The following is a 23,424-nucleotide window of genomic DNA, read 5'->3' as shown; positions in this document are numbered from 1 at the left end:
CGAGCAGCGCACCGGCGGGGGGGGATGGCGCCGAGCTGGTCGAGGTGGGCGCGCAGGAATTGGATGGGATGGCGGTCGGCGCTGATGCCGTTGGCCCACAGGTCCGCCGAGACGTTCGACACAGGGTCGCGATTTAGTGAGCTGTCACATCCGGAGGGGCTACCTCGTCTCCCTGACGAGACGGAAACGGGACCTTCACCGCTGAGGTCTGTGTTGCCGAGTTCGGAACGTGGTGAAGTCTCGATGAAGACAACAGATAGATTCAGTTGAAGAGGACGAAAATGCCTACTGTCACCAACATGCTCCAGAAGGATCTGCTGGAAATTGTGCCGCCGTCCATCGCGGCGGGTTCCTCCGCGATGATCCGGATCCTGGAGCTGCCGCCGGGGGACCCTGGTATCGCTCCCCACCGTCACTCCGGCCCGGTTTTCGGCTACATGCTCGAGGGCGAGATGCTGTTCGAGCTCGAGGGTGAGGCGCCTTATCCGGTCAAGGCTGGCGAGGCGTTCTGGGAACCGGGTGGTGATGTCATCCACTACACGATCGCAAACCTGCTCCCCGACAAGACGACTCGCCTCGTCGTCGTCGCGATGATGACCCCTGGGGTCCCGATGCTCACCATGGTCAGCGATGAGGAGCTCGCGGCCAAGGCAAGCGAACGGATTCCGGCACCGGGCCGGTAGTCCTGCAGCCTGACCGATCGGCATGGCCGATCGCAGGCAGAGCCAGCTGCCAGGTCGGGGTCCGCAGGTCGGTGGCTGCGCCGCTCCAGGTGGCCGGTTGGCCGCGGCCGCTGGAGTTCGCGATGCAGCTGGCGACGTCCGGTACGCGGGCAGGCCGAGCAGCTGGAGATCGGCGAAGCCTTGAGCGCGGCGACGAACTCGTCGTTGCGGTGGGACCCGTGGTCTGGGACCCGTGGTCGCGGCACGCGGGGACGCATTCGGGCTCGGTCGCTTTCGCCCCCGTTTGTTCACCCTGCGCGCTGAGCCTGGCGCGGTAAGAAGAGGCGTTCGGAGTAGTTGTTGTGGGGCACCGGGTTTCACCTTTTGTTGGCTGGTGCCTGGAGCGAGAGCATGTCCCGCCCCCCCTGTCGGCTGGCTCGCCGTGAACGGGCCGCTGCTGCTCGCGTGGCTGCTCACAGGGGTGTTCGCGCTGCTGACGCTGTCGTGCGTGCTGCGGCTCGTGCGACTCGACTACGCACGGCTGGGCCAGGACCTGCGCCAAGCCGACCTGGCCGAGCTACTGCTCGTGGTCGCCATGGTGGCGATGGTCTCGCCCATCGGCGGTCCGATTCCCGCAGCGGGCTGGCAGGCGGTGCTCGTGCTCACGGCGGCCTGGTTCGGGTTCGCCTGGTGGCGCGGGCGCGGCCAGGCGCCCACCGCCGGCTGCGGGCACCACGCGATCTCGGCCGCGGCGATGCTGTACATGGTGACCGCGATGCCCCACGACGGCATGGTGCACGGACCGTGGCTCACGATGCCCACGATGGCAACCGGGCCCGCGTTGCCGCTGGTCGCGATCGTCAGCGCGGGTTACTTCCTCGTCGACGCCGCGCGGTCGGGGGTCGCGGCTGTCCGGACTCGAGGGGTGGGCGCGCCGGGGTTGACGTCGCGGAAGGTGTACCGCGCAGTGATGGGTGCGGGTATGGGATACGTACTGCTGGCCGCCACGTAACCGTCTGTTGCCGGACGCGGCGTCAGCCGATGTGCCGTACTTCGCCGTAGTGCGGGGGGATTCAGGTCGGTCACCTGCCGCACCTTCACCCACGCGTCGCTCCGCCCGGGCCGGTACCGGGACTCCAGCAGCTTGGCCGCGCCCTCCTCGATCCCACGCCGGTGACCTGCGGAGGCATCCACGCCAGCATGACATCGCGGGCTGCGGCGCTCGGCACCGGTTCGGGTTGCCGGACATCCCGCGGAAAATCCAACGGAATAGCCACTGACCAGCGCGAACGCGGCCATTTTGAGCTTGTGCACTTTCGTCGACGGCAGGCGGCGTCGTAGAACACCTGGTCATCCTGCCCACCCTCGAGCCCAGGTGAGGCACAAACGATCGTTTCCGAGACCCAACCCGTCGTTGCCAGCCAATGACTGGCGACGACGGTAAGACGGCCAGCCAGCGCAGATTCAGCATCCGGGCCGTGTGAACGCGCTCGCCGGGCCGTGGCCACGGCGAGAACGCGGCGTTTCCGGTGCCCTGCCCGATCAGCCGGCTCAGGGATCACCCCGCTGATCCGGCAGGTCCCCCGGCCTCGGCGCTGCGCCGACCCACCAGCAACCACAGCAGTGGCCCGAGAAACGGCGCACAGAACGCAAACACGACCCAAACGAGTCTTATGCCGCCGGTTAGCGGGCTGTCGAGATGCTGATGAGCGCGGCCACGAAAAGGATCAAGGGGAGCAGGATCAGCGCTGCGATTCCGACAGCCGTGGCGATGTGCGCGCCGTCGGTTGCGGCCAGTGCGGTGGGGAACTTCATTGGTTCCTTTCTCTGGTCCTCGATCCGCGGTGTCCTCCACGCAGTCACGACCTGGGCCCAAGGCATCGTCGGCACACTTCAAAATCGGTTGCGGAGTCGCGGCCCAGCCGAGGGGGAGGGTCGCGGCCGTGGCCCAGCGCCGGACATCCGCGGTCGGCCTCCCCCAGGTGAGCGATCATGACCTTGAGTTACCCCGCCGCCGAGCGCCTCAAGCGTGGTTTGTCACCGTCTACCCGGACCGTGCAAGCTCGCCGACCGCGATCTTCGCGCCGTTCGTTTCGTTCGCAGGTACGGCTTCAGCGTTTCCGCAACCCGAGTACTTCCTGACGCTGGGTGACTCGCCGGCGGTCGGTTTCTCATCGCCCAGCGGCGCGGGCTGGGCCGACCGAACTGGGCTGCCCGGGCGACTACGTCGATGCTTGCCCGGCGGCAGCTGCCACGGCACGACTTCGCAGGTCAGCGCCGCTGAGCGGTTCCTCGCCGCCCAACGCGGTCACACACGGATGGTCACGCTCGTGCTCGGCGCGAACGACGTCGAGGACTGCGCGACGGCGACCGGGATCGACCTCGCTTGCATACAGCAGGGGATCGCGGCCGTGCGGAAGGACCTGCCCGTGATCGTCAGCCGTGTCCACTGGGCTGATCCGCGCGCCAAGGTCGTAGGGCTGAACCTCTACGACCCGTTCCTCGCGTTCTTCCGTGCAGGGCCCGGCGGACCAGGACCTCGCTCGGCAGTCCGTGCACTTGCCGCAGCAGGTGAACGCGGTGCTCGGCGGAATCTACTCGCAGGCCCGGGTGCCGGTGGCCGCCGTGGAGTCGGCGTTCCACGCCACGGACTTCACACCGGCGTCGGCGCCGCTGAACGTGACCACGATCTGCGCCGGCAAGTTCATGGGCCGAGCTCATCCTGACGACGCTGCGGACCTCAACGGAACCTTCGATCTTGTCCTCCAAGTCGTCAACCGGTGTGCGCGAATGGAACCGTCCGACACCACACTGCAGATCGTCGAGTTGCTGCTCGACGCCGGGGATGCGGCTGTCGCCGCGGCGATCCGGGAGGTTGCGGCGGTGCTGAGGGGTGCGATGCCGGAACCGCCGGCGGATCCGGACGCTTTGTTGACGTCGGAGCAGGTGGGGGAGTTGCTGCAGTTGTCGCCGAGGACGTTGAAGGACCAGACGGCTGCGAAGCTGGTGTCGTTGTTCCCGCATCTGCGGTCTCGATGGGGGCCCGGGTCTGGGGCCATCGCCGGATCACCGCCGTCTGACACTGAAGCCCCGCCCCTCTGGGATTGAACCAGTGACCTCTTCCGTGTCAGGGAAGTGCGACACGCGGTTTGCGCTGGTGAAATGCGTGTTGTCGTAGGTCACAGGCCCGCGTTGCTCCCCGAAGGGGCGGTTTCGCCGCCGCTGCTTCGGGTTATCGTCGCCGCGAAAGCGCCAGGTTGTCCGGACGCGGTGTGACAGGGCGTGCCCCGGGATTTTCTCCCGACTACGTGCTCCGTCAGGCCCGACCGTCCGCGGTCCCGTGTGGGCGGTGTCCGTCGCCGATGACCTGTGCGGCATCTCCAGCGGATACGTTAGTCGGTTGAGCCAGGGGGACGCCGAAGTGCCATGCTGCCGCACGCCTTCTGAACGCCTTGGAAGGCGCGGCGGCACCAGGGGCTCGCGGGGTAGGCGTCGCAGGTGCGCTGTTCGACTGGCGAAGCCTGCTCCAGCAGGAAGTTCGCGACTCGCCGTGGATCGGCGGGTGTTTGGTTCGGGTCCAAGCGGGGCCAGGGCGCAGGCCTGGGCACTGCCACTCACGGGTAGGGCGAAGTAGGGGCTACGAAAGTTCCGCGGTCCAGTGCTGGTTCGTCACGGGTCACCCGTCACCAGCCCTCGTCGCCGGGCGGATAGCCGATCAAAAGGTCACGATTTGGTAATGCTGTCGTTCGTCTGACGCTGGCTAAGGGCTGTCTCGTAACCCGCTGTGAGTCGGTTGGGTGTGTTGGTTGATCATGGTGTGGTGCAGGTGATCTCGGCGTCGCGGTCGGAGTGGATTGCCCCGTTTACGGGGTTGGAGCCGGGGCAGTTCCGGAAGTTGGTGCGGGTCGTGGCGAACCGTGGTGGTGACGAGATCGCTGATGGCCGTCCTGGCGTCAGTGGCGGCTTGATCTGGCTGATCGTGTGTTGCTGGTGGCGACGTACTGGCGGACGAACCTGACGATGCGCCAGATCGGACCATTGTTCGGCGTGTCGCATTCCGCGGCACGCCGGGTGATCGACACGATTGGCCCGCTGCTGGCGCTGGCCCCTGTCCGCAAGCGGCGGATCGACTCGGTCGCGATCGTGGACAGGACCTTGGTGCCGACGCGGGATCACCGGCTGGCGGCGCCGTCGAAGAACTACCGGTACTCGGCGAATGTGCAGGTCGCGATCGACGCGGACACCCGGTTGGTGATCGCCACCGGCAATGTCCATCCGGGCAACCGCAACGACTGCACCGTCTACCGCGACTCCGGTATCGAGCAGGAACTGGCGGGGCGCCCGGTGATGGCCGACGGTGGCTATCAAGGCAACCCGGCCGTGATCACGCCCTACCGCAAACCCCATGACGGCAGCGATCTCCCGGGCTGGCAGGAAGACCTCAACGCCGGCCATCGCAAGATCCGTGCCCGCGTCGAACACGCCCTGGCGCGGATGAAGTGCTGGAAAATCCTGCGCGACTATCGCCGCGCCGCCAGCACACTCAACGCCACGGTCTCCGGCATCGCGCATCTGCACAACATCCTCCTCGTCGACTGATCCGCAACACCAGTCCCGCCAACCACAAGAGTAGTTACGAGACATCCCTTAGTGGATCAGCCGTGGATGCGCATCGCCGCTTGGGTGATGGAAGTTGATCGCTCCTGGTACCTGGTTGCCAAGGACGATCAAGCTATCTCGCCTGGTTACGAGCGGTTTGGGGCCCCTGTCGCACACATGCACCGTCGGAGTGGCCGGCTCGCACGTGATCAAGCCGACCGCGCGGAGTTTCGTGCCCCTGAAGTTCGAGGCGCTGAGATCACCCGACGATTCCAACAATGCGTCGGCGCGCGGCCGGCTCTCGCCGCCAGCCGACCTGACCTGGGCGCGGACGACTGTCCCGAGAGTGAAGGACTTCTTGCCCTGACTCCGCCGCTTGCAGCTGGGCACACTCGACGGTAATCCATTGTTCCGCAGACTACTGGGATCAGCGATGACCGAGTTGCGCCCCTTGGGCACACGGGAATGCCTCGACCTGCTGTCGACTCAGCCGGTGGGCCGGCTGGTGTTTTCCGAGAACGCGCTGCCCGCCATCCGGCCGGTCAACTTCTTCGTGCACGAGGGAAACATCATCGTCCGGAGCAGCCGCACGGGGTCGATCGCCACGCTCTGCGACGACTTAGTCGCGTTCGAGGTGGACAGCATCGACCCCACCACGCGTACCGGATGGAGTGTTGTCGTACTCGGCAAGGCGAATCCGGTCACCGAAATCGACGAACTGGTGGCGCTGGCCGAACCCCGCTACCGGCCGTGGCCCGGTGGAGAACGTTCACACTTCCTGCGGATCCCGATAGAAGTCATCAACGGGCGAATGTTCCAAGTGCCGGATGGCGGCGCGGCTCAGCGCTGCCGGAGGGGGAGCCAGGAATAGGTTTTCACGTCGCGGAATCCTCGGCCCCGCTGGTGAGCAGTTCGTCCGTGTGCTCATTGTTACTGCTTTCGGATAGTCGGCGACGATCACTCGTGTTGCTCCTTATCGGTGTTGGCGCTGGTCGGGTCGTGGGCCGCGACGGTTCGCGTGCCCGCGGTGACGGTGAGAATCACGGCAAGGCCGAGGAACCCGCCGCCGAGGGTGGCGGCGGCCGCGATCGCGCCGACGATGAGGAGGCCGGCGGCGTCGCCGAGTTCGCGGCCGACCTCGGCGGCGCCCATGGTCTGGCCCAGGCGTTTGGTCGGGGTGGCGGCGGCCAGGTGCGCGAACCCGAGCGGGGTGGCCAGCCCCACGTCTGGGACCGGCTGTCGATTACACGAGGTGGGCGATGCCCGAGCCGATGAGGAAGATGCCGTAGCCGGCCGCCACGACGACGATGATGGTGCGGCCGTGTCGTGCCAGCCACGCGTTCACGGCGGTGACCCAGCGGATCGTCGTCTCCGGCCAGATGGCGTGGGCGATGATCGGTATCTCGATCAGCAGCATGTAGATCACGGCGACGAGGATGATGCTCAGCGACGCGTTGTTGGTGAACAGCAACGCGGCGCTTTGCACCAAGCCAGCAAAGCCTGAACGCGGGCGACGTACGCGACCGGCGCAGCACTGAGCATGATCGGACTGAGGCTACTGACGAATAACCCCGTACCGGCGCCGGCGAGGAATGCGCCGGCGATCGAGCGGGAGAGGGGTACTCATTGCAACCGTGAGCTGGCCTGCGCCGACCACGACCAGCGCAACCAGTCCGACCAGGCCAGGACGGGCGCCAGCGCCACGCTTGCTGACCAGCAGCGTCGAGGTGATGGTGCCGAAGCTCTGCGCGCCGACCAATACACCGGTGAAGCTCGGCTTCCAGGAGTGTTCGCGGGCGAGCAGCGGAATGAGGATGCTCGCGAACGGCAGGAGGAGCCCGGCAGCTCCAGCGACGAGAAGCAGCGCCGAGCGCACTGCCAGGTCGTCAGCGCCAGCCGCACGCCCTCCGCGGCTTCCCGCAGTATGTGCTTGCGCTCCTCGAGTGGGCCTGGTGCGAATCGTGGACGATCCGAATCAGAACGACCAGCACAATCGCGAACGTCAGCGCATCGGCGCCCGCCGCAGCGGGTGCCCGGCAAAGGCGGCCAAGACTCCGCCGAGCGGCGCACCGACCATCGACACCAACTGGGTCCCGTTCTGGCGCAACGCCAAGGCCCGCACGAGCTGATAGCCGGCCACCAGCAGCCGCGGCATCGATCCCTGCGAGGGAACATATAAGGCGCCGTTCGTGCCGATGATCAGCGCCGCAACGATCAACAAGACCGGCGGCGTGCCCACCCAGTTCGCCGTGATCGCAACAGCCACCGACACGACCAGCATGACGGAGTCGCCAACGATCATCACCCGCCGCGCCCCGACGCGGTCACCCACAGCGCCGCCCACCAACAGCAAGATCGTCCGGGGCAACGACAGCGCTTCACCAAGCTGAACCTCCGCCGGTGCGCAAGATCCCGGTGCTCGTCGGGGGCGGCGGCGAACAGAAAACCCTGCGCCTGGTGGCCCGACACGCGGACATCTGGCACTGGTTCTCCTCCGGCGCGGAATTCGCCCGCAAGAAGCAAATCCTGGCCGACCACTTCGCCGCGATCGGACGCGACCGAAACCGCCCTGCTGGAGCGAGGCGTCACCACTTTTCACCACCGAGGTGACGGCCCCGAGTTCGACTTGTCCGCGGCCCGTGTCTGGGCGGCGTGGCGGGACAGGCTGGGCTGACGCCGTCGAGTGACGGCGTACCGGATCTGCGGTCGGTGAACCGCTGGCTGATACTTGGTGGGGCCCGTCCGCGGGCCACGCGCCGGGATTGTCACGGCGTGTGCGGGGTCGTCGAGCGGCGATACGAGTGGTGGATCGGAGAGGGGCGGGCGAGGTGCAGGCGGCGGCGCACTCTCTGGCCGGCAGCGTGCTGGGCAGGGTGAACGACCTGACCGACGAACTCGTCCGCGTCATCAACGAGCAGAACCCGGGCTACCAGCAGCTCCACGTCGTGCCCGAAGCCGACCTTTGGCAGTCGTGCCACGACAACCTCGAGCGTGTGCTGCAGCTGCTCAGCCAGGGTTGCGACGGGGCGGACCGCGTCGCACAGTTCTACGACGCCGCACGGGCGACCGGGCAGCGGCGGGCGCAACAGCGGCTGCCGCTGGACGACTTGCTGCGATCGTTCCGCATCGGCGGGCGGATGGTCTGGCAGGCGCTGATCGCGCAGGCCCGCGCGGAGCACGTGACGGACACCGACGATCTGCTCGACCTCGCGACCCTGGTCTGGGAACTGGTGGACGCGCTCTCGTCCCAGGTCGCGGCGGCCTACCACGTGGCCGAGCGGGCACTGGTCCGCGCCGACGAGCAACGCCGCGCGGCACTTTGGGAAGGTCTCCTGCAAGGCCGGGCTTCCGATGCGGCATTCGCCTACGAGGCAAGCCGGATCATCCGGCTGCCCGTGGAGGGGCCGTACATGGCTGTCGCGGCGGAGGGCCGGTTCGCCACGAGCGACCTCACCGAGACACTCGGGCGCAAGCTTGACGACTCGGGCCTGCGGTCGGCGTGGCAGGTTCGTGCGAACGCTCTCGTGGGCTTGGTGTCTCTGCCGGGGTGCGACACCGCGGAGCTGATGAAGGCTCTTCCCGCCGTCCGCGGGGCGGTGGGTGTCTCGCTGGTGGTCGATGGACTGGCCGAAGTGCACACCGCGTACCGGCAAGCGGTGCTCGCGTTGCGGACCGTCCCGCACGGTAAGCCGGCAGTCGTCTGCCTCGCCGAACGGCTGCCGGAAGCGCTGTTGCTCAGCTCGCCGGAGCTCACCGGCTCCCTGGTGCAGCAGTGGCTGCGCGGCCTGCTGGACCTGCCCGATGAGGAGCGGCGGATCCTCCTGCAGACGCTCGCGTCCTGGGTCGAGACCGGCGGATCGGCCACCCGGGCGGCGCAAGATCTACACTGCCACCGCAACACGGTGCTCAACCGCGTGCGCCGGATCGAAGCGCTGACCGGGCGCTGTCTGCCGGGTGGTGAAATCCCGATCGAGCTGGCCCTGGTCGTGCGCGCCCTCCCTTTTCTGCCGTCCCGTCGGCGATCGTGACTCCCTTCGCATTGTGCACTGCGCCCAACGACATTGCGGCAAACGTAGGCACGCGGTGCATGGTCGCGGCGAGGGATGTTGTGTAACACTGCGGCCCAATCCGAACACTCCCCGCATTCTCCGAGCACTTCTCCGACACCGTCGTTCGAGAGGAACCCGCAGTCCATGGCACAGCAGGACCACGACGCCCGGCCCACGCCGGACGCGCCGCGGCACATCGACCGGCGCCGTTTCCTGGGCTTCGTGCTGGCGGCACCGACGCTCGCCGTCGCCGCGCAGATCACCCAGGCCGGAGTAGCGCCGCAGGCGGCCGACGCCGCGCTTCCGTCCCTCCCACAGCCCGAGGACCTCTTCGACCTCGGTGACCTGCAGAACCTCGCCGCCGCACCCACGTCCGGCCTGATCAGCGTCCAGATCGGGACGGACGGGCGCGCGTCGTTCGCGGTGCCACGGACCGAGGTGGGCCAGGGCATGACCACCGCGGTGGCGATGATGGTGGCCGAAGAGCTCGACATTCCGCTGTCGAAGGTCGACGTCACGCTCGCCGACGCCCGCCCGGAGCTGCTGATGAACCAGCTCACGGGCGGCTCCAACTCGATGCGGAGCATCTTCACCCCGGTCCGCACCGTCTCGGCGATCGCCCGGGCCCGGCTGGTCTCGGCGGCCGCCGCTCAGTGGGGGGTGTCCGAGTCGGAGCTGCGCACCGCCGACGGGATGGTCCACCACACCAGCGGCAAGCAGGCGTCGTACGGCTCGCTCGCGAAGGCCGCCGCCGCCGTGAAGACCACCAGCGCCACGGCGGAGCTCAAGTCGCGGGCGGACTTCAAGGTGCTCGGCACCGCGCAGAACCGCATCGACGCCTACGAAGCCGTGACCGGGCGCAAGAAGTACACCCTCGATCACGACGTCCCCGGCGCTCTGCCGACGATGGTCGCCCGGCCGCCCACGATCAACGGCACGGTTCGCTCGATCCAGAACGAGGCCGACGTCAAGGCAATGCCCGGCGTCACCGACATCGCGGCGATCTCCCACGGCGTGGCCGTGCGGGCCGAGACGTTCGGGCAGTGCATCGACGCCATCCGCGCGCTGAAGGTGGACTGGGGTCCTGGCACCGTCGACGGTGAATCCGACGCGACTGTGCTGAAGAAGCTCAAGGCCGCGCAGCTGCCGCTGGTCGTGCCGGGAGTGCTGACGCAGTCATTCGACGCGGAGTTCACCTTCGCGTTCGCCAGCAACAGCCCGCTCGAGACCGGCTCGGCGATTGCCGACGTCCGTTCGGACCGCGCCGAGATCTGGTCGTGCTTGAAGGTGCCGATCGTCGCGCAGCAGCAGATCGCGCAGGCGGTGGGTCTGCCACAGAGCGCCGTTACCGTGCACGTGACCCAGGGCGGCGGCTCGTTTGGCCGGCACCTGTTCCACGACGCGGCGCTCGAAGCCGCCGAGGCGTCGAAGAAGATGGGCAAAGCGGTCAAGCTCATGTGGTCGCGCACCGACGACTTCCGGCAGGGCCGAGTGCACCCCATGTGCGTTTCGCGGGTGCGCGCCACCTACGCCCTCGGCAACGTGGTGAGCTTCGAGCAGCGGCACACCAGCGTTCAGACGGAGTTCAGCCACGGCCTCGGCGAGATGCTCACCTCCACCACGGCGAAGCTGCCAATCGCGGGCAACCTGAGCTTCGCGGAGTCGATCTTCGAGCTGACGCAGTCTTCGCCCTACAACTTCGGCGTGACCACGCAGCTGCTCAACGAGATCCCGTTGAAGTTCAACACCGGCAGCATGCGCAACATCTACTCGCCGAACGTGGTGACAGCCGAAGAGCTGGTGGTCGACCAGCTGGCGAAGAAGATGGGCAAGGACCCGGTGCAGTTCCGGCGCGAGTTCCTCAAGGACGCCCGGCTGCGCGCGGTGCTCGACAAGGCCGTCCAGGTCGGTGCGTGGGGCCGGTCGATGCCGACGGGCACCGCCCAGGGCATCGCGTTGCACTCGGAGTACAAGGGCGCCGTGGCGGTGCTGGTGGAGATCGACTGCCGCCCGGAGACGGTGAACCGGAAGGTCCGCGAGGCGGTGACCGGGCCGCGCGTGACCAAGGCGCTCGTCGTGGTCGATCCCGGGTTCGCGATCAACCCGCGTGGCCTCGAAGCGCAGATGATCGGCGGCCTCAACGACGGCATCGCAATGTGCCTGACCTCCAGCCTCCACATCAAGGACGGCATCCCGCTCGAAGGCAGCTGGGACAACTACTTCTACACGCGCGAGTGGAACACCCCCGTCGAGACGCAGGTCGTGATCATGCCGAACACCTCGGACACCCCGAGCGGCGCCGGGGAACTGGCGGTCGCGCCGTCGTTCGCCGCCGTCGCGTGTGCCTATGCCCGTGCCACCGGGAAGATGCCGACCTCGTTCCCGATCAACCACGGCACGCTCTCGTTCGAGCCGCTGCCGTTGGACCCTTCCACGCCGCCTTCCCCCGTCGACGGTCTCGACTACGCCTACTAGGAGTTCTCCGTGCCACAACATACCTTCAAGCTCAACGGTGAGCAGGTCACGGTCGAAGCCGAGGACACCGAACGGCTCCTGTGGGTGCTGCGCGACCGCCTCGGTGTGAAAGGCCCGAAGTACGGCTGTGGGCTCGACGTGTGCAAGGCGTGCACGAGCCACATCAACGGCAAGGCCTTCAACCCATGCTCGGTGCCTGTTTCGAAAATCGCGCCCACTGACGAGATCACGACGATCGAAGGCCTGCCCGCCACTGTCGGCAAGGACCTGCACCCGATGCAGGAAGCGTGGCTGCAGCAGGACGTCGCCCAGTGCGGCTACTGCCAGCCCGGGCAGATCATGGCCGCGGTGGCCAAAGTCCGCCAGGCCCGCGCAGCCGGCCGCGGCCTCACCGACGACGACCTCGACGACATCCGCAACATCTGCCGGTGCGGCACTTACGCCCGGATTCGGGAGGCCATTGTGGATGGTGCGAAGAACATGTGAGCGCCGTTCTGAGCGTGTCGCCGGTTGGCCGGCGACACGCTCCGGCGGACCGAAGCTCGCACCGTTGTGACGATCGGCGTGGCCGACGCGACCTCACCTCGGCGTCGGCCTGTGAGGAACGGCGCGCACGTGCGTTCGTCGGCCCCGGATCACAGCCACTGGGCCTGCCAACCGTCGCCGGGGTGCCCCGACAGCCAGTCCGGGACGACGCATGCTCCCCCGCTACCTTCTTCGTAGCTCCTGATCAAGGAGTTCGTGGTCGCCGGGCCCGGCATGACTTAGTCCCCCAGCCGAACCCATGATCCGGCGGGTGGTGTCACCGGGTTTGATCGCATCGAGGGACCGCTGAATAGGGACACGGCCACCAACTGGTAGGTCTCGTCGTAACGTGGGTGCCGGCCATCGATGCCCAACCCGGTGACCACGTCGCGGCGAACGAACGGCATGGTGGATGAGCAGCAGTTTGGGGGTGTTCCTCGGCCTGGATGTCGGCAAAGGTGACCACCACGCGGTCGGCCTGGACCCGGACGGGAAGCGGCTGCACGACGGGCCGATGCCCAACACCGAACCCAAGCTGCGGGCCTTGTTCGACAAGCTCGCCCAGCACGGACCGCTGCCGGTCGTGGTCGACTAGCCGGCCACGATCGGGGCGCTGCCGGTCGCGGTCGCTCGTGCGGCTGGTCATCAGGTGGCCTACCTGCCCGGGCTGGCAATGCGCCGCATCGCCGATCGCTACCCGGGCCGGGCGAAGACCGATGCCCGGGACGCGTTCATCATCGCCGACGCCGCCTGCTCGCTGCCCCACACGCTGCGTCCGGTCGACGTCGGCGACGAAGCCTTGGCCGAGCTGGCGGTGCTGGTCGGGTTCGACAACGACCTGGCCGGCGAGGCCACCCGGATCGCCAACCGGATCCGCGGCCTGCTCACCGGCATCCACCCCGCCCTGGAGCGCGCTATCGGACCCAGGATCAGTCACCCGGCCGTGCTGGAAATCCTCTCCCGCTGCGGCGGATCGGCCGGCATCGCCAAAGCGGGCCGCCGCAAACTCACCGCGATCGCCAAGGTCCACGCGCCCCGCATGGGCGACACACTCGTCGACGCGATCATGACCGCTCTCGACGAGCAAACGGTCACCGTTCCAGGCGCCGCAGCCGCAGACACCGTGCTGCCCCGGCTCGCGGACAGCCTGAAAACCGTGCTTCAGCAACGCAAAACCGTCGCCGAGCAGGTCGAGGGGATACTCGATGCGCACCCTCTTGCCAGGGTCCTGATCTCGATGCCCGGCATCGGGGCCAGGACCGCAGCCCGCATCCTCCTCGAAGTCGGCGACGCCTCCAACTTCGCCAGCTCCGGGCACTTGGCCGCCTACGCGGGCATCGCCCCCGTCACCCGCAGTTCTGGGTCTTCGATCAAGGGCGAGCATCCAGCGCGGACTGGCAACCGCAAACTCAAACGCGCCTTTTTCCTCGCCGCGTTCGCCGCCCTGGCAGATCCGACCAGCAGGACCTACTACGACCGCAAACGCGCCGAGGCAAGAAACACAACGCCGCCCTCATCTGCCTCGCCCGCCGCCGCTGCGACGTCCTCTACGCCATGCTCCGCAACAGCACCCACTACCGCCACCCCCAACCAGCACCAGTCCCGGTCGCGGCTTGACAACCACATAGGGACACCCCCCGCCGGATGTGCACCACTCGCGCGCGGCGGTGGCCTGCTGGCCACTCGGCACCATGCCCGGTGCGGATCCCCAGATCCCGGCCGGCTTCTGCGAAGCAGACGGCGCCGGACATGCCGTTGTGGTCGGTCAGCACGACGGCGTCCAGGTCCAGCTGCACCGCTTCTTCCACGAGCGCTTCGGGGGACGAGACGCCGTCGAGGAACGAGAAGTAGGAGTGCGTGTGCAGCTCGGAGTAGGGCACGCGGTCGGCCCCGACTTCTGTAGCGGGGTGGCGCCGCAGGCCGTCGGGCGGGCGGTAGCCGTTGCGTTACGCGACCACGCTGGCGAGTCCCCGCCATCCCCCTGCACCGACGGCGCGGCGCGACCCGACGCCAGGCGCTCGATCTCCCGCCACGGCCCGCAGGGTTGTTGAACGCGGCCATGCGCAGCTCCCCGCACCTCTTCGCCAGGAGCAGCTTGCTCGAACAAGTGTTCGACTTGCGCCTCTGACGTGCACTGATCGCAACATGATCGTCGTCAATGCTCGGCCAGGCGGCCGCGTAGACCTCGGCGGGGCGAGTTGTCCACAGCTCGCCGAACGGCCTGTCTCCGCACTGCTAGACGTCGCAGTGTCGAGGACATGGAGCCGACCTTCATTCTGCATGCCGGACTGCTAGCCGCCGTCGTGCCTGTACGCCGACCCTCGCGTCCCGGACCATGAGCGCTCCTTCCTAGCCGTGTGGTGGCTTGACCAGCATTTCCAGCTGTGGGCCCTGAGATCGGTGGGAAGGTCTACAAGGGCGACCGGAAGAGTGATCGCGATCGCTCACCGGGCCGGCAGCGGCCTCCCGCACGGCGCGGGAACGCCCGGCCGAAGAAGGGGCGGACGAAAACACCGGCGGGTACTCGCTTCGTGGCGCTGCCGCCCGGGATCGCGGTGTTGTACGAGGAGCTGATGGACAGCCATCGGCATCCCTTTGTGTTGTCCACGCCGGAGGGGCACCCTTGGCGGCGGTCTAATTTCCGGTTCCGGTTCTGGCGGCCGGCGTGGGACGGGGTCGAGCTGGACGACGCTGGGGCGGGGGAGCGGCGACCGCCGATTCTGCCCATGTTCACCTTCCACGAAGGCCGGCACACCCACGCCACGTGGCTGACTGAGGACGGGATCCCGGAGGTCGCGCGGCGCGCCCGGCTGGGCCAGAAGATGAAGGGCGTCGCGCGGGTCTACGACCATGTGACCCCGGCGATGGTGAACGAGATCCTGGACGCGCTAGAGGAGCGATGGCTGCGGTCGCTGGCTTCTCTGTACCCGGGGGAGCGGGCCAAGCTGGTGTCCTGGTTCCCGCACCTAAGGTCCCGGCGGGGGCTGGACCCGGGTTCTGGGCCGATCGCCATTTCATCGCCATCTGACGACTGAAGCCCCGCCCCTCCGGGGAGGGACAGGGCTTCTGACCTGCGGTTTTAGCTGGTGCGCGATACTGGGATTGAACCAGTGACCTCTTCCGTGTCAGGGAAGCGCTCTCCCGCTGAGCTAATCGCGCGAGGTGGAGACGGGATTCGAACCCGTGTACACGGCTTTGCAGGCCGTTGCCTCGCCTCTCGGCCACTCCACCGTGCAAGGCCTCGAAGAGCCTTTCGAGCGGACGACGGGATTCGAACCCGCGACCCTCACCTTGGCAAGGTGATGCGCTACCAGCTGCGCTACGTCCGCACTCTCCGCGGGTCCTGAGTGCCTGGTCAGTGGCCTGGCACCCCGTCGCCGTGGTGTGAGAGAACCATATCGGACCCCGAAAACCGCCCCGTCACCGGGGGGCCATCTGCCGGTTGCGGGGCTGTGATCAGGCGAGATCGTTGGGGATGAGGTGGGTCAGGGCGTCGTCGACGTCGACCCACAGGTGTTCGTTGCCGGGGAGCACCACGTCGTACGTGCGGTCGAGGAAGTCGGCGAGCTCCTGGGCGGAGGCCTCGAACATGGCGTGCCCGGAGGGGGAGTTGAGCTCGATGAGCACGGACTCGGGGTCTTCGACCGACGGGCGGATCCGCACGTCGCCGTCGCCGGCGTCGGCGAGGAGGCCGTCGGCGAGGAGGTCGCGGGCGTAGACCCACTCGACCCAGCCCGCGCGGCCGGTGCGGAAGGCGGCGACGACCGCGTAGGGGTCGCGAGTGTCGTAGCGCAGTTCAACCTTGACCGGAACCGCCGGGGTCCGCGGCGCCAGCAGGTCGAAGACCGCCGTCGAGCGGAGCGTCACGTGATCGTTGCGCATCGTCCTACCCTTCGTCTCCCTTCCCGGCCCGGACGACCGAGGACGACGATGAGACGCTCCGGGAAGCCGATTCCGTCGCGGGTTCTCCGGAGATCACCCGTCCGTGGTCGGCAGTACCGTTCCGTCCGTCGTCGCCCGCGCCGCGCAGCCTTCCGCGGGCGCCCGCTGGGCAGCCACACGTACATACTGCGCGGTTCGACCGCCGCGCGATAGCACCGTCGCACGGATGTCGAAGCCGGGCGCGAGCGGCCCCACCGCGGCACAACCCTGGCTAGCTCGGGGTTGTTCGCTCCGTATTCGCTGGTAGACGGAGGGTGTTCGGCGCCAACCACCCGTTTGCAGGCCCTCGAAAGTCGTGTTGTAGAGTTGTCTTTACTCCACGAGCGGGCGATTAGCTCAGGGGGAGAGCGCTTCGTTCACACCGAAGAGGTCACTGGTTCGATCCCAGTATCGCCCACCACATCGAGGCTCCGGATCTCACGATCCGGGGCCTCGACTGTTTTTCGCGCAAGAATCTTCGCAGGTCAGCACCTCGCGACGGCCCGGACCGGCGCGGCGTCCGGGGGGATCCGGCCCGACCTGGTCGATCACGGCTCCACAACGGTCTCGGCACGGCTTCCTGACCTGCAATTTGCAGGTCGCACGCGGACAAATGACCTTCGCCGTACGGCTCGCGTCGGTTTTGTGGCACGAGGACTCCGTGAGGCACTTTGAGTGTGATCCTGAGCACTTTCTCGATCATGTCAGGATTCGAACCACCCGAACGGCCGCACGCAGTTCGCCGCAACTCCGGCCGCGGGCCGGCGGCGCGGTCCGCCGACGTTCGAAGGTTTCCGTCCGGGGCGCGGCCGTTCCGGTGAATCTGCCGCGCTTCCGAGGCGCCCCCACAGCCTCTGGTATCGGCGGGCCCGGTTCGGCAAGACGGGTGAACGCGGCGATTCCGCGGTGGGAGCACGGCGTGATCGGTGCGCCGGCCCGCGCACCCCGGGGGAGTATGGCGCCCGGCCGGCGCCTCACGTGCGACGAAAACCCGACGCCGTGACACCGCGAAGCAGAATGTCACCGCCGGCGCGATCCGATCCGCCGAGCCTTCGGGGAAATCCACTGTGGACGCGTCCGGACCGGAGTGTCCACAGTGGAACATCCCGGTGGCCGGGACGCCCCGCCCCGCCGCGGACAGTGGTGGAACATTGACTACATTCCGTAGTTATCGGTGGGTTGCCACTTATTACTCATCGTCATCATCCTGTTATCTTCAAGCCATTCATTTGCGTGAAGCAGCCGCAGGATGTGGCTGGAAATCCTTGTAACGAGTCCCGGATAGCCGCCGATACCTTGGCGTGTGTCGCTCCTTTGGTGGCTGAATCGGGTAAGGTCATGATCACGCTCCGAGATCAAACTCGTTCACTCAGCGTGCCGGCGGAGACCTTCGAACCATGCTCCTGGGAGGTCTGATGGAAGAGTCGGTGCGGCCCACATCCACGGTCAGCGGACCGCCGCCGCACATCGACCTCCAGGCGATGCCGGAGATCCCCGCACCCGCCGGCGCGAGGACCGGGAAAACCGCGACCGCGCACCCCGTGCCGGCCGTGAACGCACCGGGGCCCGCGCCCGTCGAGTCGACCACGGCGAAATCGCATCCCGCTTCGTGGGAGAAGCGTTACCGCGCCTGGGTCATCGCCAGTGACATCGTCGCCGCCTTCGTGGTGATCGGCGTCAGCGCCTTCGTGATCGACCGCGTGGCGCCGCAGGACATGCACGCGTTCGGCACAGCACTGGCGGTGCTGTGCGCGCTGCCGGTCAGCCGCGCGTGGAGCCCGCGCGTGCTCGGCGAAGGTCCCGAGGAGTACCGGACGCTCGGCCGCGGCCTCATCACCGCCGCCGTGCTGGTGGCGCTCGGCGGCCTGCTCTTCCGCGCGCTCGACGTGCAGCCGTGGGTGTTCATCGTGGTGCCCGTGATCGCGCTCTTCGCCTTCCCGCAGCGGTACCTGCTGCGCCAGGTCCTGCACCGCCAGCGCCGACGCGGCCTGTGCCTGCTGCCCGTGATGGCGGCCGGCAGCCCCGGGACGGTGGCCGACCTCATCGCCCGCACGAAGACCGAGGCGCACGTCGGCTGGCGCGTGGAAGCGGTCTGCACGGTCGACGGCGGGGGCGCCGGCTCCGGCAGCGGCGAGATCGACGGCGTGCCCGTGGTCGGCCGGCTCGAGGAGCTCTCCCGCCACGTGCGCCGCGGCGGCTACCGCGTCGTCGCCATCACCGCCGACCAGTACTGGACGCCGAAGCGGCTCCAGCGCCTCGCGTGGGACCTCGAAGGCACCGCCGCGGAGCTGGTCGTGGCGCCGGTGCTGATGGAGGTCGCGGGGCCGCGGCTCAACGTCTCCGGTGTGCTCGGCATGCCCCTGCTGCGGGTCACGGCGCCGCGGTTCACCGGTGGCCGCCGGCTCGTGAAGGAGGCCGTCGACCGCTGTGGCGCGGCGTTCCTGCTGACGCTGTTCTCCCCGCTGCTGCTGGCGATCGCGCTCGCCGTGAAGCTCGGCGACCGAGGCCCGGTGATCTACAAGCAGCGCCGCGTCGGCAAGGACGGCGAGAACTTCACGATGCTGAAGTTCCGCACGATGGTCCCCGACGCCGACAAGATCCGGCAGAACCTCGAAGAGGCCAACGAAGGCGCCGGGCCGCTGTTCAAGATGAAGCGCGACCCGCGCGTGACCCGCGTCGGCGGGCTGCTGCGCCGCTACTCGCTCGACGAGCTGCCCCAGCTGTTCAACGTGCTCTACGGACGCATGTCGCTCGTCGGGCCCCGGCCGCCGCTGCCGGAGGAGACGCGCCAGTACGCGCCCGACGCCCGCCGCCGCCTGCTCGTGAAGCCCGGCCTCACCGGCCTGTGGCAGGTCAGCGGCCGCAGCGACCTTTCCTGGGCCGACAGCATCCGGCTCGACCTGCGCTACGTCGAGGACTGGTCGCTCGCGCTGGACCTGGTGATCCTGTGGAAGACCTTCCGGGCCGTCGTCGGCGGGGACGGCGCCTACTGAGCCGGGCCACGCCCTGCGGAGCGGCCGCCGACCACCCGGTCGGCGGCCGCTTCCGCGGTGCAGGGAGACGAGCCCGGCCGGGCCGTCGCGGTTAGCGCCGACACGCGTGAGGCGCCCGCGGGCCGACGACTAGCATCGACCGGAGTCATCCCCGTCACTTGCCCCAGAAGGAGCCGATCGTGTCGCATCCGCCGTCAGCCGCCGCCGTCCCCGCCGAGCGCGTGGTGGTCCCGGCGGGTACTACGGCGGGAGCCGCGGTCCGCGAGGCCGGGCTGCCGACCAAGGGCCCGGACACGATCGTCGTGGTGCGCGACGCCGAGGGCAAGCTGCGCGACCTCGCGTGGGCGCCGGAGGCCGACGCCGAGGTGGAGCCCGTCGCGGCCAACACCGAGGACGGCCGCAGCGTGATCCGCCACTCGGCCGCCCACGTGCTGGCCCAGGCCGTGCAGCAGGAGTTCCCTGACGCGAAGCTCGGCATCGGGCCGCCGGTCAAGGACGGCTTCTACTACGACTTCGCCGTCGACAAGCCCTTCACCCCGGAAGACCTGCAGGCGCTGGAGAAGCGTATGAAGCAGATCGTGAAGGGTGCCCAGCAGTTCTCGCGCCGCGTGTTCGACTCCGTCGACGAGGCCAAGAAGGAGCTGGCGAACGAGCCGTTCAAGCTCGAGCTGGTCGACCTCAAGTCCGAAGTGGACACCGACGAGGTGATGGAGGTCGGTGGCGGCGAGCTGACGATCTACGACAACCTCGACCCGCGCACCAAGGAGCGCGTGTGGAGCGACCTCTGCCGCGGCCCGCACGTGCCCACCACCAAGTTCATCCCCGCGTTCAAGCTCACCCGCGTGGCCGCCGCCTACTGGCGCGGCAGCGAGAAGAACCCGCAGCTGCAGCGGATCTACGGCACCGCGTGGGAGTCGAGCGAGGCGCAGGACGCGTACCTGGAGCGCATCGCCGAGGCCGAGCGCCGCGACCACCGCCGCCTCGGTGCCGAGCTCGACCTGTTCTCCTTCCCGGAGGAGATCGGTTCCGGCCTGCCGGTGTTCCATCCCAAGGGCGGCATCATCCGCCGCGAGCTGGAGAACTACTCGCGCCGCCGCCACGAGGAGGCCGGCTACGAGTTCGTGAACACGCCCCACATCTCCAAGGGCGAGCTGTTCCACACCTCCGGCCACCTGCCCTACTACGCCGACACGATGTTCCCGCCGGTCAAGTTCGAGGACGAGGACTACTACCTCAAGGCCATGAACTGCCCGATGCACAACCTGATCTTCCGCTCGCGCGGGCGGTCGTACCGGGAGCTGCCGCTGCGGCTGTTCGAGTTCGGCACGGTGTACCGCTACGAGAAGTCCGGTGTGGTCCACGGCCTCACCCGCGTGCGCGGCCTGACGATGGACGACTCGCACATCTACTGCACCAAGGAGCAGATGCCCGGCGAGCTGCGCTCGCTGCTGAAGTTCGTGCTCGACCTGCTGGCCGACTACGGGCTGTCGGACTTCTACCTGGAGCTGTCCACCCGCGGTGACTCCGAGAAGTTCATCGGTGAGGACTGGGAGTGGGAAGAGGCCACGGAGACGCTGCGGCAGGCCGCGATCGACTCCGGCCTCGAGCTCGTGCCCGACCCGGGCGGCGCCGCCTTCTACGGCCCGAAGATCTCCGTGCAGGCGCGCGACGCCATCGGCCGGACCTGGCAGATGTCCACGATCCAGCTGGACTTCAACCAGAACAAGCGCTTCAACCTCGAGTACACCGCCTCCGACGGCTCGCGCCAGCGCCCGGTGATGATCCACCGCGCGCTGTTCGGCTCGATCGAGCGGTTCTTCGGTGTGCTGACCGAGCACTACGCCGGCGCGTTCCCCGCGTGGCTCTCGCCGGTGCAGGTCGTGGGCATCCCGATCACCGCCGACCAGGTCGAGTTCCTCGACGGGGTGCAGAAGGCGTTGCGCGCCAAGGGGATCCGGGCCGAGGTCGACGCGAGCGACGACCGCATGCAGAAGAAGATCCGCACCCACACCACGCAGAAGGTGCCGTTCCTGCTCCTGGCGGGCGCGAAGGACGCCGAGGCGGGCGCGGTGTCGTTCCGCTTCCGCGACGGCGGCCAGATCAACGGCGTGTCCGTGGACACCGCCGTCGACGCCATCGCCGAGTGGGTGGCCGGCCGGGAGAACGCCTCGCCGAGCGCGGAGGCCGTGGAGAAGATCCTGCGGTGAGCGACGCGGACGGTCCCGAGATCGTCGAGCAGGACGGAGTGGGGGTCCCGGACGCGTTGCAGCGACTGTGGACCCCGCACCGGATGGCCTACATCAAGGGGCAGGAGAAGCCGGACGACGACGAGTCCGACGGCTGCCCGTTCTGCCGCATCCCCAGCCTCGACGACGAAGCGGCCCTGATCCTGGCGCGCGGCGAGACGGTGTACGCGGTGCTGAACCTGTACCCGTACAACCCCGGTCACCTCATGGTGGTGCCCTACCGCCACGTGGCCGACTACACCGACCTGACCGAGGCCGAAACGCGCGAGCTGGCCGAGTTCACGCAGCACGCCATGCGCGTGGTGCGTGAGGTGTCGGCAGCGCACGGGTTCAACATCGGCATGAACCAGGGCGTGATCGCCGGCGCGGGCATCGCGGCGCACCTGCACCAGCACCTGGTGCCGCGCTGGGGCGGCGACGCCAACTTCATGCCGGTGATCGGGCACACGAAGGTGCTGCCGCAGCTGCTCGGCGAGACGAGGAAACTCCTGGCCGACGCGTGGTGAAGACCACGGGGCGCGCGAGTGTACCGACGCGGTCTGTGCCGATCATTACTCACCCGACCACAGTCACGGCCGAATGGCTTCGTAGCAACGGTTACGTGCCGCCAGGGGGTCGGCCTACCTTTGGCCGGATGAGTAATTGAGCACTCAATCAGGGGTAGCATGGAGGTATGTCCGAACCTCGCTGGCTTTCCGAAGACGAGCAACGCGTCTGGCGTGATTTCTCCCAGGCCGCCGCGCTGTTGCAAGCGCACCTCGAAGGCCAGCTGCAACACGACTCGGGCATGCCGCACACGTACTACGAGGTCCTGGTCGCGCTGTCGGAGGCCGACGGGCGCCGACAGCGGATGAGCGAGCTCGCCGAAGCGCGCGGCTCCTCGCGCAGTCGGCTGTCCCACGCCGTGGCGCGCCTGGAGGGCAAGGGCTGGGTGCGGCGCGAGTCGTGCCCCACCGACAAGCGCGGCGCGTGGGCGGTGCTCACCGACGCGGGGTTCGCGGCGCTCGAAGCGGCCGCCCCCGGCCACGTCGAGGCCGTGCGCGAGAGCCTCTTCGACCGGCTGACACCGGAGCAGGCGCACCAGCTGGGCGAGATCAGCTCGGCGATCCTCGGCGGTCTGCGGCCCCAGTGCGCGGCCGCGATCGCCGCCGAGGGGGCGGGCGAATTCGTGGCCCCGGTCGTCGAACTGCCGAAATCAGGCTGATCGCCCGGCGGGTCGCGGGGCGGGACGTCGGGCCCGTGACGGCGGGTCGATAGGCTTTCGTGGCCCACCCACCCCCGAGCCAGGTGCACCAGACGACGAGATGCTCAACATTTTCGCCCGTGCCTCAGTATCCCGCGTCACCGATCCGATCGGTCGGACGCTGGTCCGTGCCGGACTGACTCCGAACGCGATGACCGTGATCGGCACCGCGGGTGCCGTGGCGTGCGCGCTGGTCTTCTTCCCGCAGGGACTCCTGCTGTGGGGAACCTTCACCGTGTGGGGGTTCGCCATGCTCGACCTCCTCGACGGCGCGATGGCCAGGGCCCGCGGCTACGGCACCCCGTTCGGAGCCGTCCTCGACGCCACGTGCGACCGCCTGGTGGACGGCGCGCTGTTCGCCGCCATCGCGTGGTGGTGCTTCGTGGTCGACCACAACAACCGCGCGGCGGCGGCCGCCCTGATCTGCCTGGTGCTCGCCCAGGTCATCTCCTACGTGAAAGCCCGCGCCGACGCATCGGGCCTCGAAGCCGACGGCGGGCTCGTCGAGCGGGCCGAGCGGCTGATCATCGCGCTCGTCGGCACCGGCCTGCACGGTCTCGGCGTGCCCTACACGGTGGAGATCACGCTCTGGCTGCTCGCCGTGCTGTCGGTGATCACGCTGCTGCAGCGCGGTGCCGCCGTCGCGAAGGCCGCGCGAGCCGTGGCCGAGCAAGCGAAGCAGACCGCGCAGGCCGGCCAGGCCACGCAGAC

Annotated in this window: 20 protein-coding genes, 4 tRNA genes and 4 pseudogenes; 17 read left to right on the top strand and 11 right to left on the bottom strand. The window is 68.4% G+C overall.

Going from position 1 to position 23,424, the window contains the following annotated elements:
- Window positions 1-299 precede the first annotated feature (299 nt).
- A complete protein-coding gene (locus ACQPXB_RS27785; RefSeq protein ID WP_432844949.1) occupies window positions 300-683 on the top strand; it encodes a cupin domain-containing protein in 384 nt (127 codons plus the stop codon).
- Between the two features lie 421 nt (window positions 684-1,104).
- On the top strand, window positions 1,105-1,674 hold the full coding sequence (locus tag ACQPXB_RS27780; protein ID WP_432844948.1) for a DUF5134 domain-containing protein: 570 nt from the start codon (window positions 1,105-1,107) through the stop codon (window positions 1,672-1,674).
- A 546-nt stretch (window positions 1,675-2,220) separates the two neighbouring features.
- Here ACQPXB_RS27780 and ACQPXB_RS27775 read toward each other — a convergent pair.
- Together ACQPXB_RS27775 and ACQPXB_RS27770 are read right to left on the bottom strand one after the other, a co-directional pair.
- A complete protein-coding gene (locus tag ACQPXB_RS27775) occupies window positions 2,221-2,319 on the bottom strand; it encodes a hypothetical protein (RefSeq protein ID WP_432844947.1) in 99 nt (32 codons plus the stop codon).
- Window positions 2,320-2,345: 26 nt separating this feature from the next.
- Window positions 2,346-2,477, bottom strand: coding sequence for a hypothetical protein (locus ACQPXB_RS27770; protein WP_432844946.1), 132 nt, complete (start codon window positions 2,475-2,477; stop codon window positions 2,346-2,348).
- A 744-nt stretch (window positions 2,478-3,221) separates the two neighbouring features.
- On the opposite strand from ACQPXB_RS27770, the gene ACQPXB_RS27765 reads away from it, so the two are divergent.
- From ACQPXB_RS27765 to ACQPXB_RS27755, 3 genes and pseudogenes are all read left to right on the top strand, one after another.
- A complete protein-coding gene (locus ACQPXB_RS27765; RefSeq protein ID WP_432844945.1) occupies window positions 3,222-3,770 on the top strand; it encodes a hypothetical protein in 549 nt (182 codons plus the stop codon).
- Window positions 3,771-4,482: 712 nt separating this feature from the next.
- Window positions 4,483-5,261, top strand: a pseudogene (locus ACQPXB_RS27760) (transposase family protein).
- 433 nt (window positions 5,262-5,694) lie between these two features.
- A complete protein-coding gene (locus tag ACQPXB_RS27755) occupies window positions 5,695-6,132 on the top strand; it encodes a pyridoxamine 5'-phosphate oxidase family protein (RefSeq protein ID WP_432844944.1) in 438 nt (145 codons plus the stop codon).
- An 86-nt stretch (window positions 6,133-6,218) separates the two neighbouring features.
- Here the strand turns inward: ACQPXB_RS27755 and ACQPXB_RS27750 are convergent, their stop codons facing one another.
- The 4 genes from ACQPXB_RS27750 to ACQPXB_RS27735 all read right to left on the bottom strand — a co-directional run bounded on the left by ACQPXB_RS27750 (window position 6,219) and on the right by ACQPXB_RS27735 (window position 7,629).
- Window positions 6,219-6,485, bottom strand: a complete 267-nt coding sequence (locus ACQPXB_RS27750) for a hypothetical protein (RefSeq protein ID WP_432844943.1) — start codon at window positions 6,483-6,485, stop codon at window positions 6,219-6,221.
- Between the two features lie 19 nt (window positions 6,486-6,504).
- Complete coding sequence (locus tag ACQPXB_RS27745) at window positions 6,505-6,750, bottom strand: GAP family protein (RefSeq protein ID WP_432844942.1); 246 nt, start codon at window positions 6,748-6,750, stop codon at window positions 6,505-6,507.
- Window positions 6,751-6,816: 66 nt separating this feature from the next.
- Window positions 6,817-7,137 carry a hypothetical protein gene (locus ACQPXB_RS27740; RefSeq protein ID WP_432844941.1) on the bottom strand — a complete coding sequence of 107 codons (321 nt, stop codon included), beginning with the start codon at window positions 7,135-7,137 and terminating at the stop codon, window positions 6,817-6,819.
- A 126-nt stretch (window positions 7,138-7,263) separates the two neighbouring features.
- The gene (locus ACQPXB_RS27735) at window positions 7,264-7,629 is read right to left on the bottom strand and encodes an MFS transporter (protein ID WP_432844940.1); all 366 of its coding nucleotides are present in this window, start codon (window positions 7,627-7,629) and stop codon (window positions 7,264-7,266) included.
- A gap of 29 nt (window positions 7,630-7,658) precedes the next feature.
- Here ACQPXB_RS27735 and ACQPXB_RS27730 point away from each other — a divergent pair.
- The 5 genes and pseudogenes from ACQPXB_RS27730 to ACQPXB_RS27710 all read left to right on the top strand — a co-directional run.
- Window positions 7,659-7,871 (top strand): annotated as a pseudogene (locus ACQPXB_RS27730) (hypothetical protein); the annotation flags it as partial.
- A gap of 194 nt (window positions 7,872-8,065) precedes the next feature.
- Window positions 8,066-9,289 carry a PucR family transcriptional regulator gene (locus tag ACQPXB_RS27725; protein ID WP_432844939.1) on the top strand — a complete coding sequence of 408 codons (1,224 nt, stop codon included), beginning with the start codon at window positions 8,066-8,068 and terminating at the stop codon, window positions 9,287-9,289.
- Window positions 9,290-9,454: 165 nt separating this feature from the next.
- A complete protein-coding gene (locus ACQPXB_RS27720) occupies window positions 9,455-11,785 on the top strand; it encodes a molybdopterin cofactor-binding domain-containing protein (protein ID WP_432844938.1) in 2,331 nt (776 codons plus the stop codon).
- 9 nt (window positions 11,786-11,794) lie between these two features.
- Window positions 11,795-12,271, top strand: coding sequence for a (2Fe-2S)-binding protein (locus tag ACQPXB_RS27715; RefSeq protein WP_432844937.1), 477 nt, complete (start codon window positions 11,795-11,797; stop codon window positions 12,269-12,271).
- A gap of 451 nt (window positions 12,272-12,722) precedes the next feature.
- Window positions 12,723-13,927: pseudogene (locus ACQPXB_RS27710) on the top strand (IS110 family transposase).
- On the opposite strand, the gene ACQPXB_RS27705 reads toward ACQPXB_RS27710, so the two are convergent.
- Window positions 13,885-14,118, bottom strand: coding sequence for a hypothetical protein (locus ACQPXB_RS27705; protein ID WP_432856810.1), 234 nt, complete (start codon window positions 14,116-14,118; stop codon window positions 13,885-13,887). The pseudogene ACQPXB_RS27710 and the gene ACQPXB_RS27705 sit on opposite strands and share 43 nt — an antisense overlap.
- Window positions 14,119-14,694: 576 nt before the next feature.
- Between ACQPXB_RS27705 and ACQPXB_RS27700 the strand changes: the two genes are divergently transcribed.
- A complete protein-coding gene (locus tag ACQPXB_RS27700; protein ID WP_432844936.1) occupies window positions 14,695-15,345 on the top strand; it encodes an integrase in 651 nt (216 codons plus the stop codon).
- A gap of 49 nt (window positions 15,346-15,394) precedes the next feature.
- On the opposite strand, the gene ACQPXB_RS27695 is transcribed toward ACQPXB_RS27700, so the two are convergent.
- The 4 genes from ACQPXB_RS27695 to ACQPXB_RS27680 form a co-directional block, all read right to left on the bottom strand.
- A tRNA-Val gene (locus tag ACQPXB_RS27695) sits at window positions 15,395-15,469 on the bottom strand.
- Between the two features lies 1 nt (window position 15,470).
- Window positions 15,471-15,541: transfer RNA gene (locus ACQPXB_RS27690), tRNA-Cys, on the bottom strand.
- A gap of 25 nt (window positions 15,542-15,566) precedes the next feature.
- Window positions 15,567-15,639, bottom strand: a tRNA-Gly gene (locus ACQPXB_RS27685).
- Between the two features lie 127 nt (window positions 15,640-15,766).
- The gene (locus ACQPXB_RS27680) at window positions 15,767-16,192 is read right to left on the bottom strand and encodes an SsgA family sporulation/cell division regulator (RefSeq protein WP_005159130.1); all 426 of its coding nucleotides are present in this window, start codon (window positions 16,190-16,192) and stop codon (window positions 15,767-15,769) included.
- 385 nt (window positions 16,193-16,577) lie between these two features.
- Between ACQPXB_RS27680 and ACQPXB_RS27675 the strand changes: the two genes are divergently transcribed.
- The 6 genes and pseudogenes from ACQPXB_RS27675 to pgsA all read left to right on the top strand — a co-directional run.
- Window positions 16,578-16,652: transfer RNA gene (locus ACQPXB_RS27675), tRNA-Val, on the top strand.
- 994 nt (window positions 16,653-17,646) lie between these two features.
- Window positions 17,647-19,224 carry a sugar transferase gene (locus ACQPXB_RS27670; protein ID WP_432856807.1) on the top strand — a complete coding sequence of 526 codons (1,578 nt, stop codon included), beginning with the start codon at window positions 17,647-17,649 and terminating at the stop codon, window positions 19,222-19,224.
- 179 nt (window positions 19,225-19,403) lie between these two features.
- The gene (thrS, locus tag ACQPXB_RS27665; RefSeq protein ID WP_432844935.1) at window positions 19,404-21,431 is read left to right on the top strand and encodes a threonine--tRNA ligase; all 2,028 of its coding nucleotides are present in this window, start codon (window positions 19,404-19,406) and stop codon (window positions 21,429-21,431) included.
- On the top strand, window positions 21,428-21,976 hold the full coding sequence (locus ACQPXB_RS27660; protein ID WP_366576903.1) for an HIT family protein: 549 nt from the start codon (window positions 21,428-21,430) through the stop codon (window positions 21,974-21,976). The genes thrS and ACQPXB_RS27660 overlap by 4 nt, the downstream gene beginning before the upstream one ends.
- 167 nt (window positions 21,977-22,143) lie before the next feature.
- Window positions 22,144-22,674, top strand: coding sequence for a MarR family winged helix-turn-helix transcriptional regulator (locus ACQPXB_RS27655; protein WP_432844934.1), 531 nt, complete (start codon window positions 22,144-22,146; stop codon window positions 22,672-22,674).
- Between the two features lie 100 nt (window positions 22,675-22,774).
- Window positions 22,775-23,383, top strand: a pseudogene (pgsA, locus tag ACQPXB_RS27650) (phosphatidylinositol phosphate synthase); the annotation flags it as partial.
- Window positions 23,384-23,424 lie beyond the last annotated feature (41 nt).

The sequence above is a fragment of the Amycolatopsis sp. CA-161197 genome, assembly GCF_050942255.1.
GTDB lineage: Bacteria > Actinomycetota > Actinomycetes > Mycobacteriales > Pseudonocardiaceae > Amycolatopsis.
This window is presented reverse-complemented; position numbering and strand designations above follow the sequence as displayed.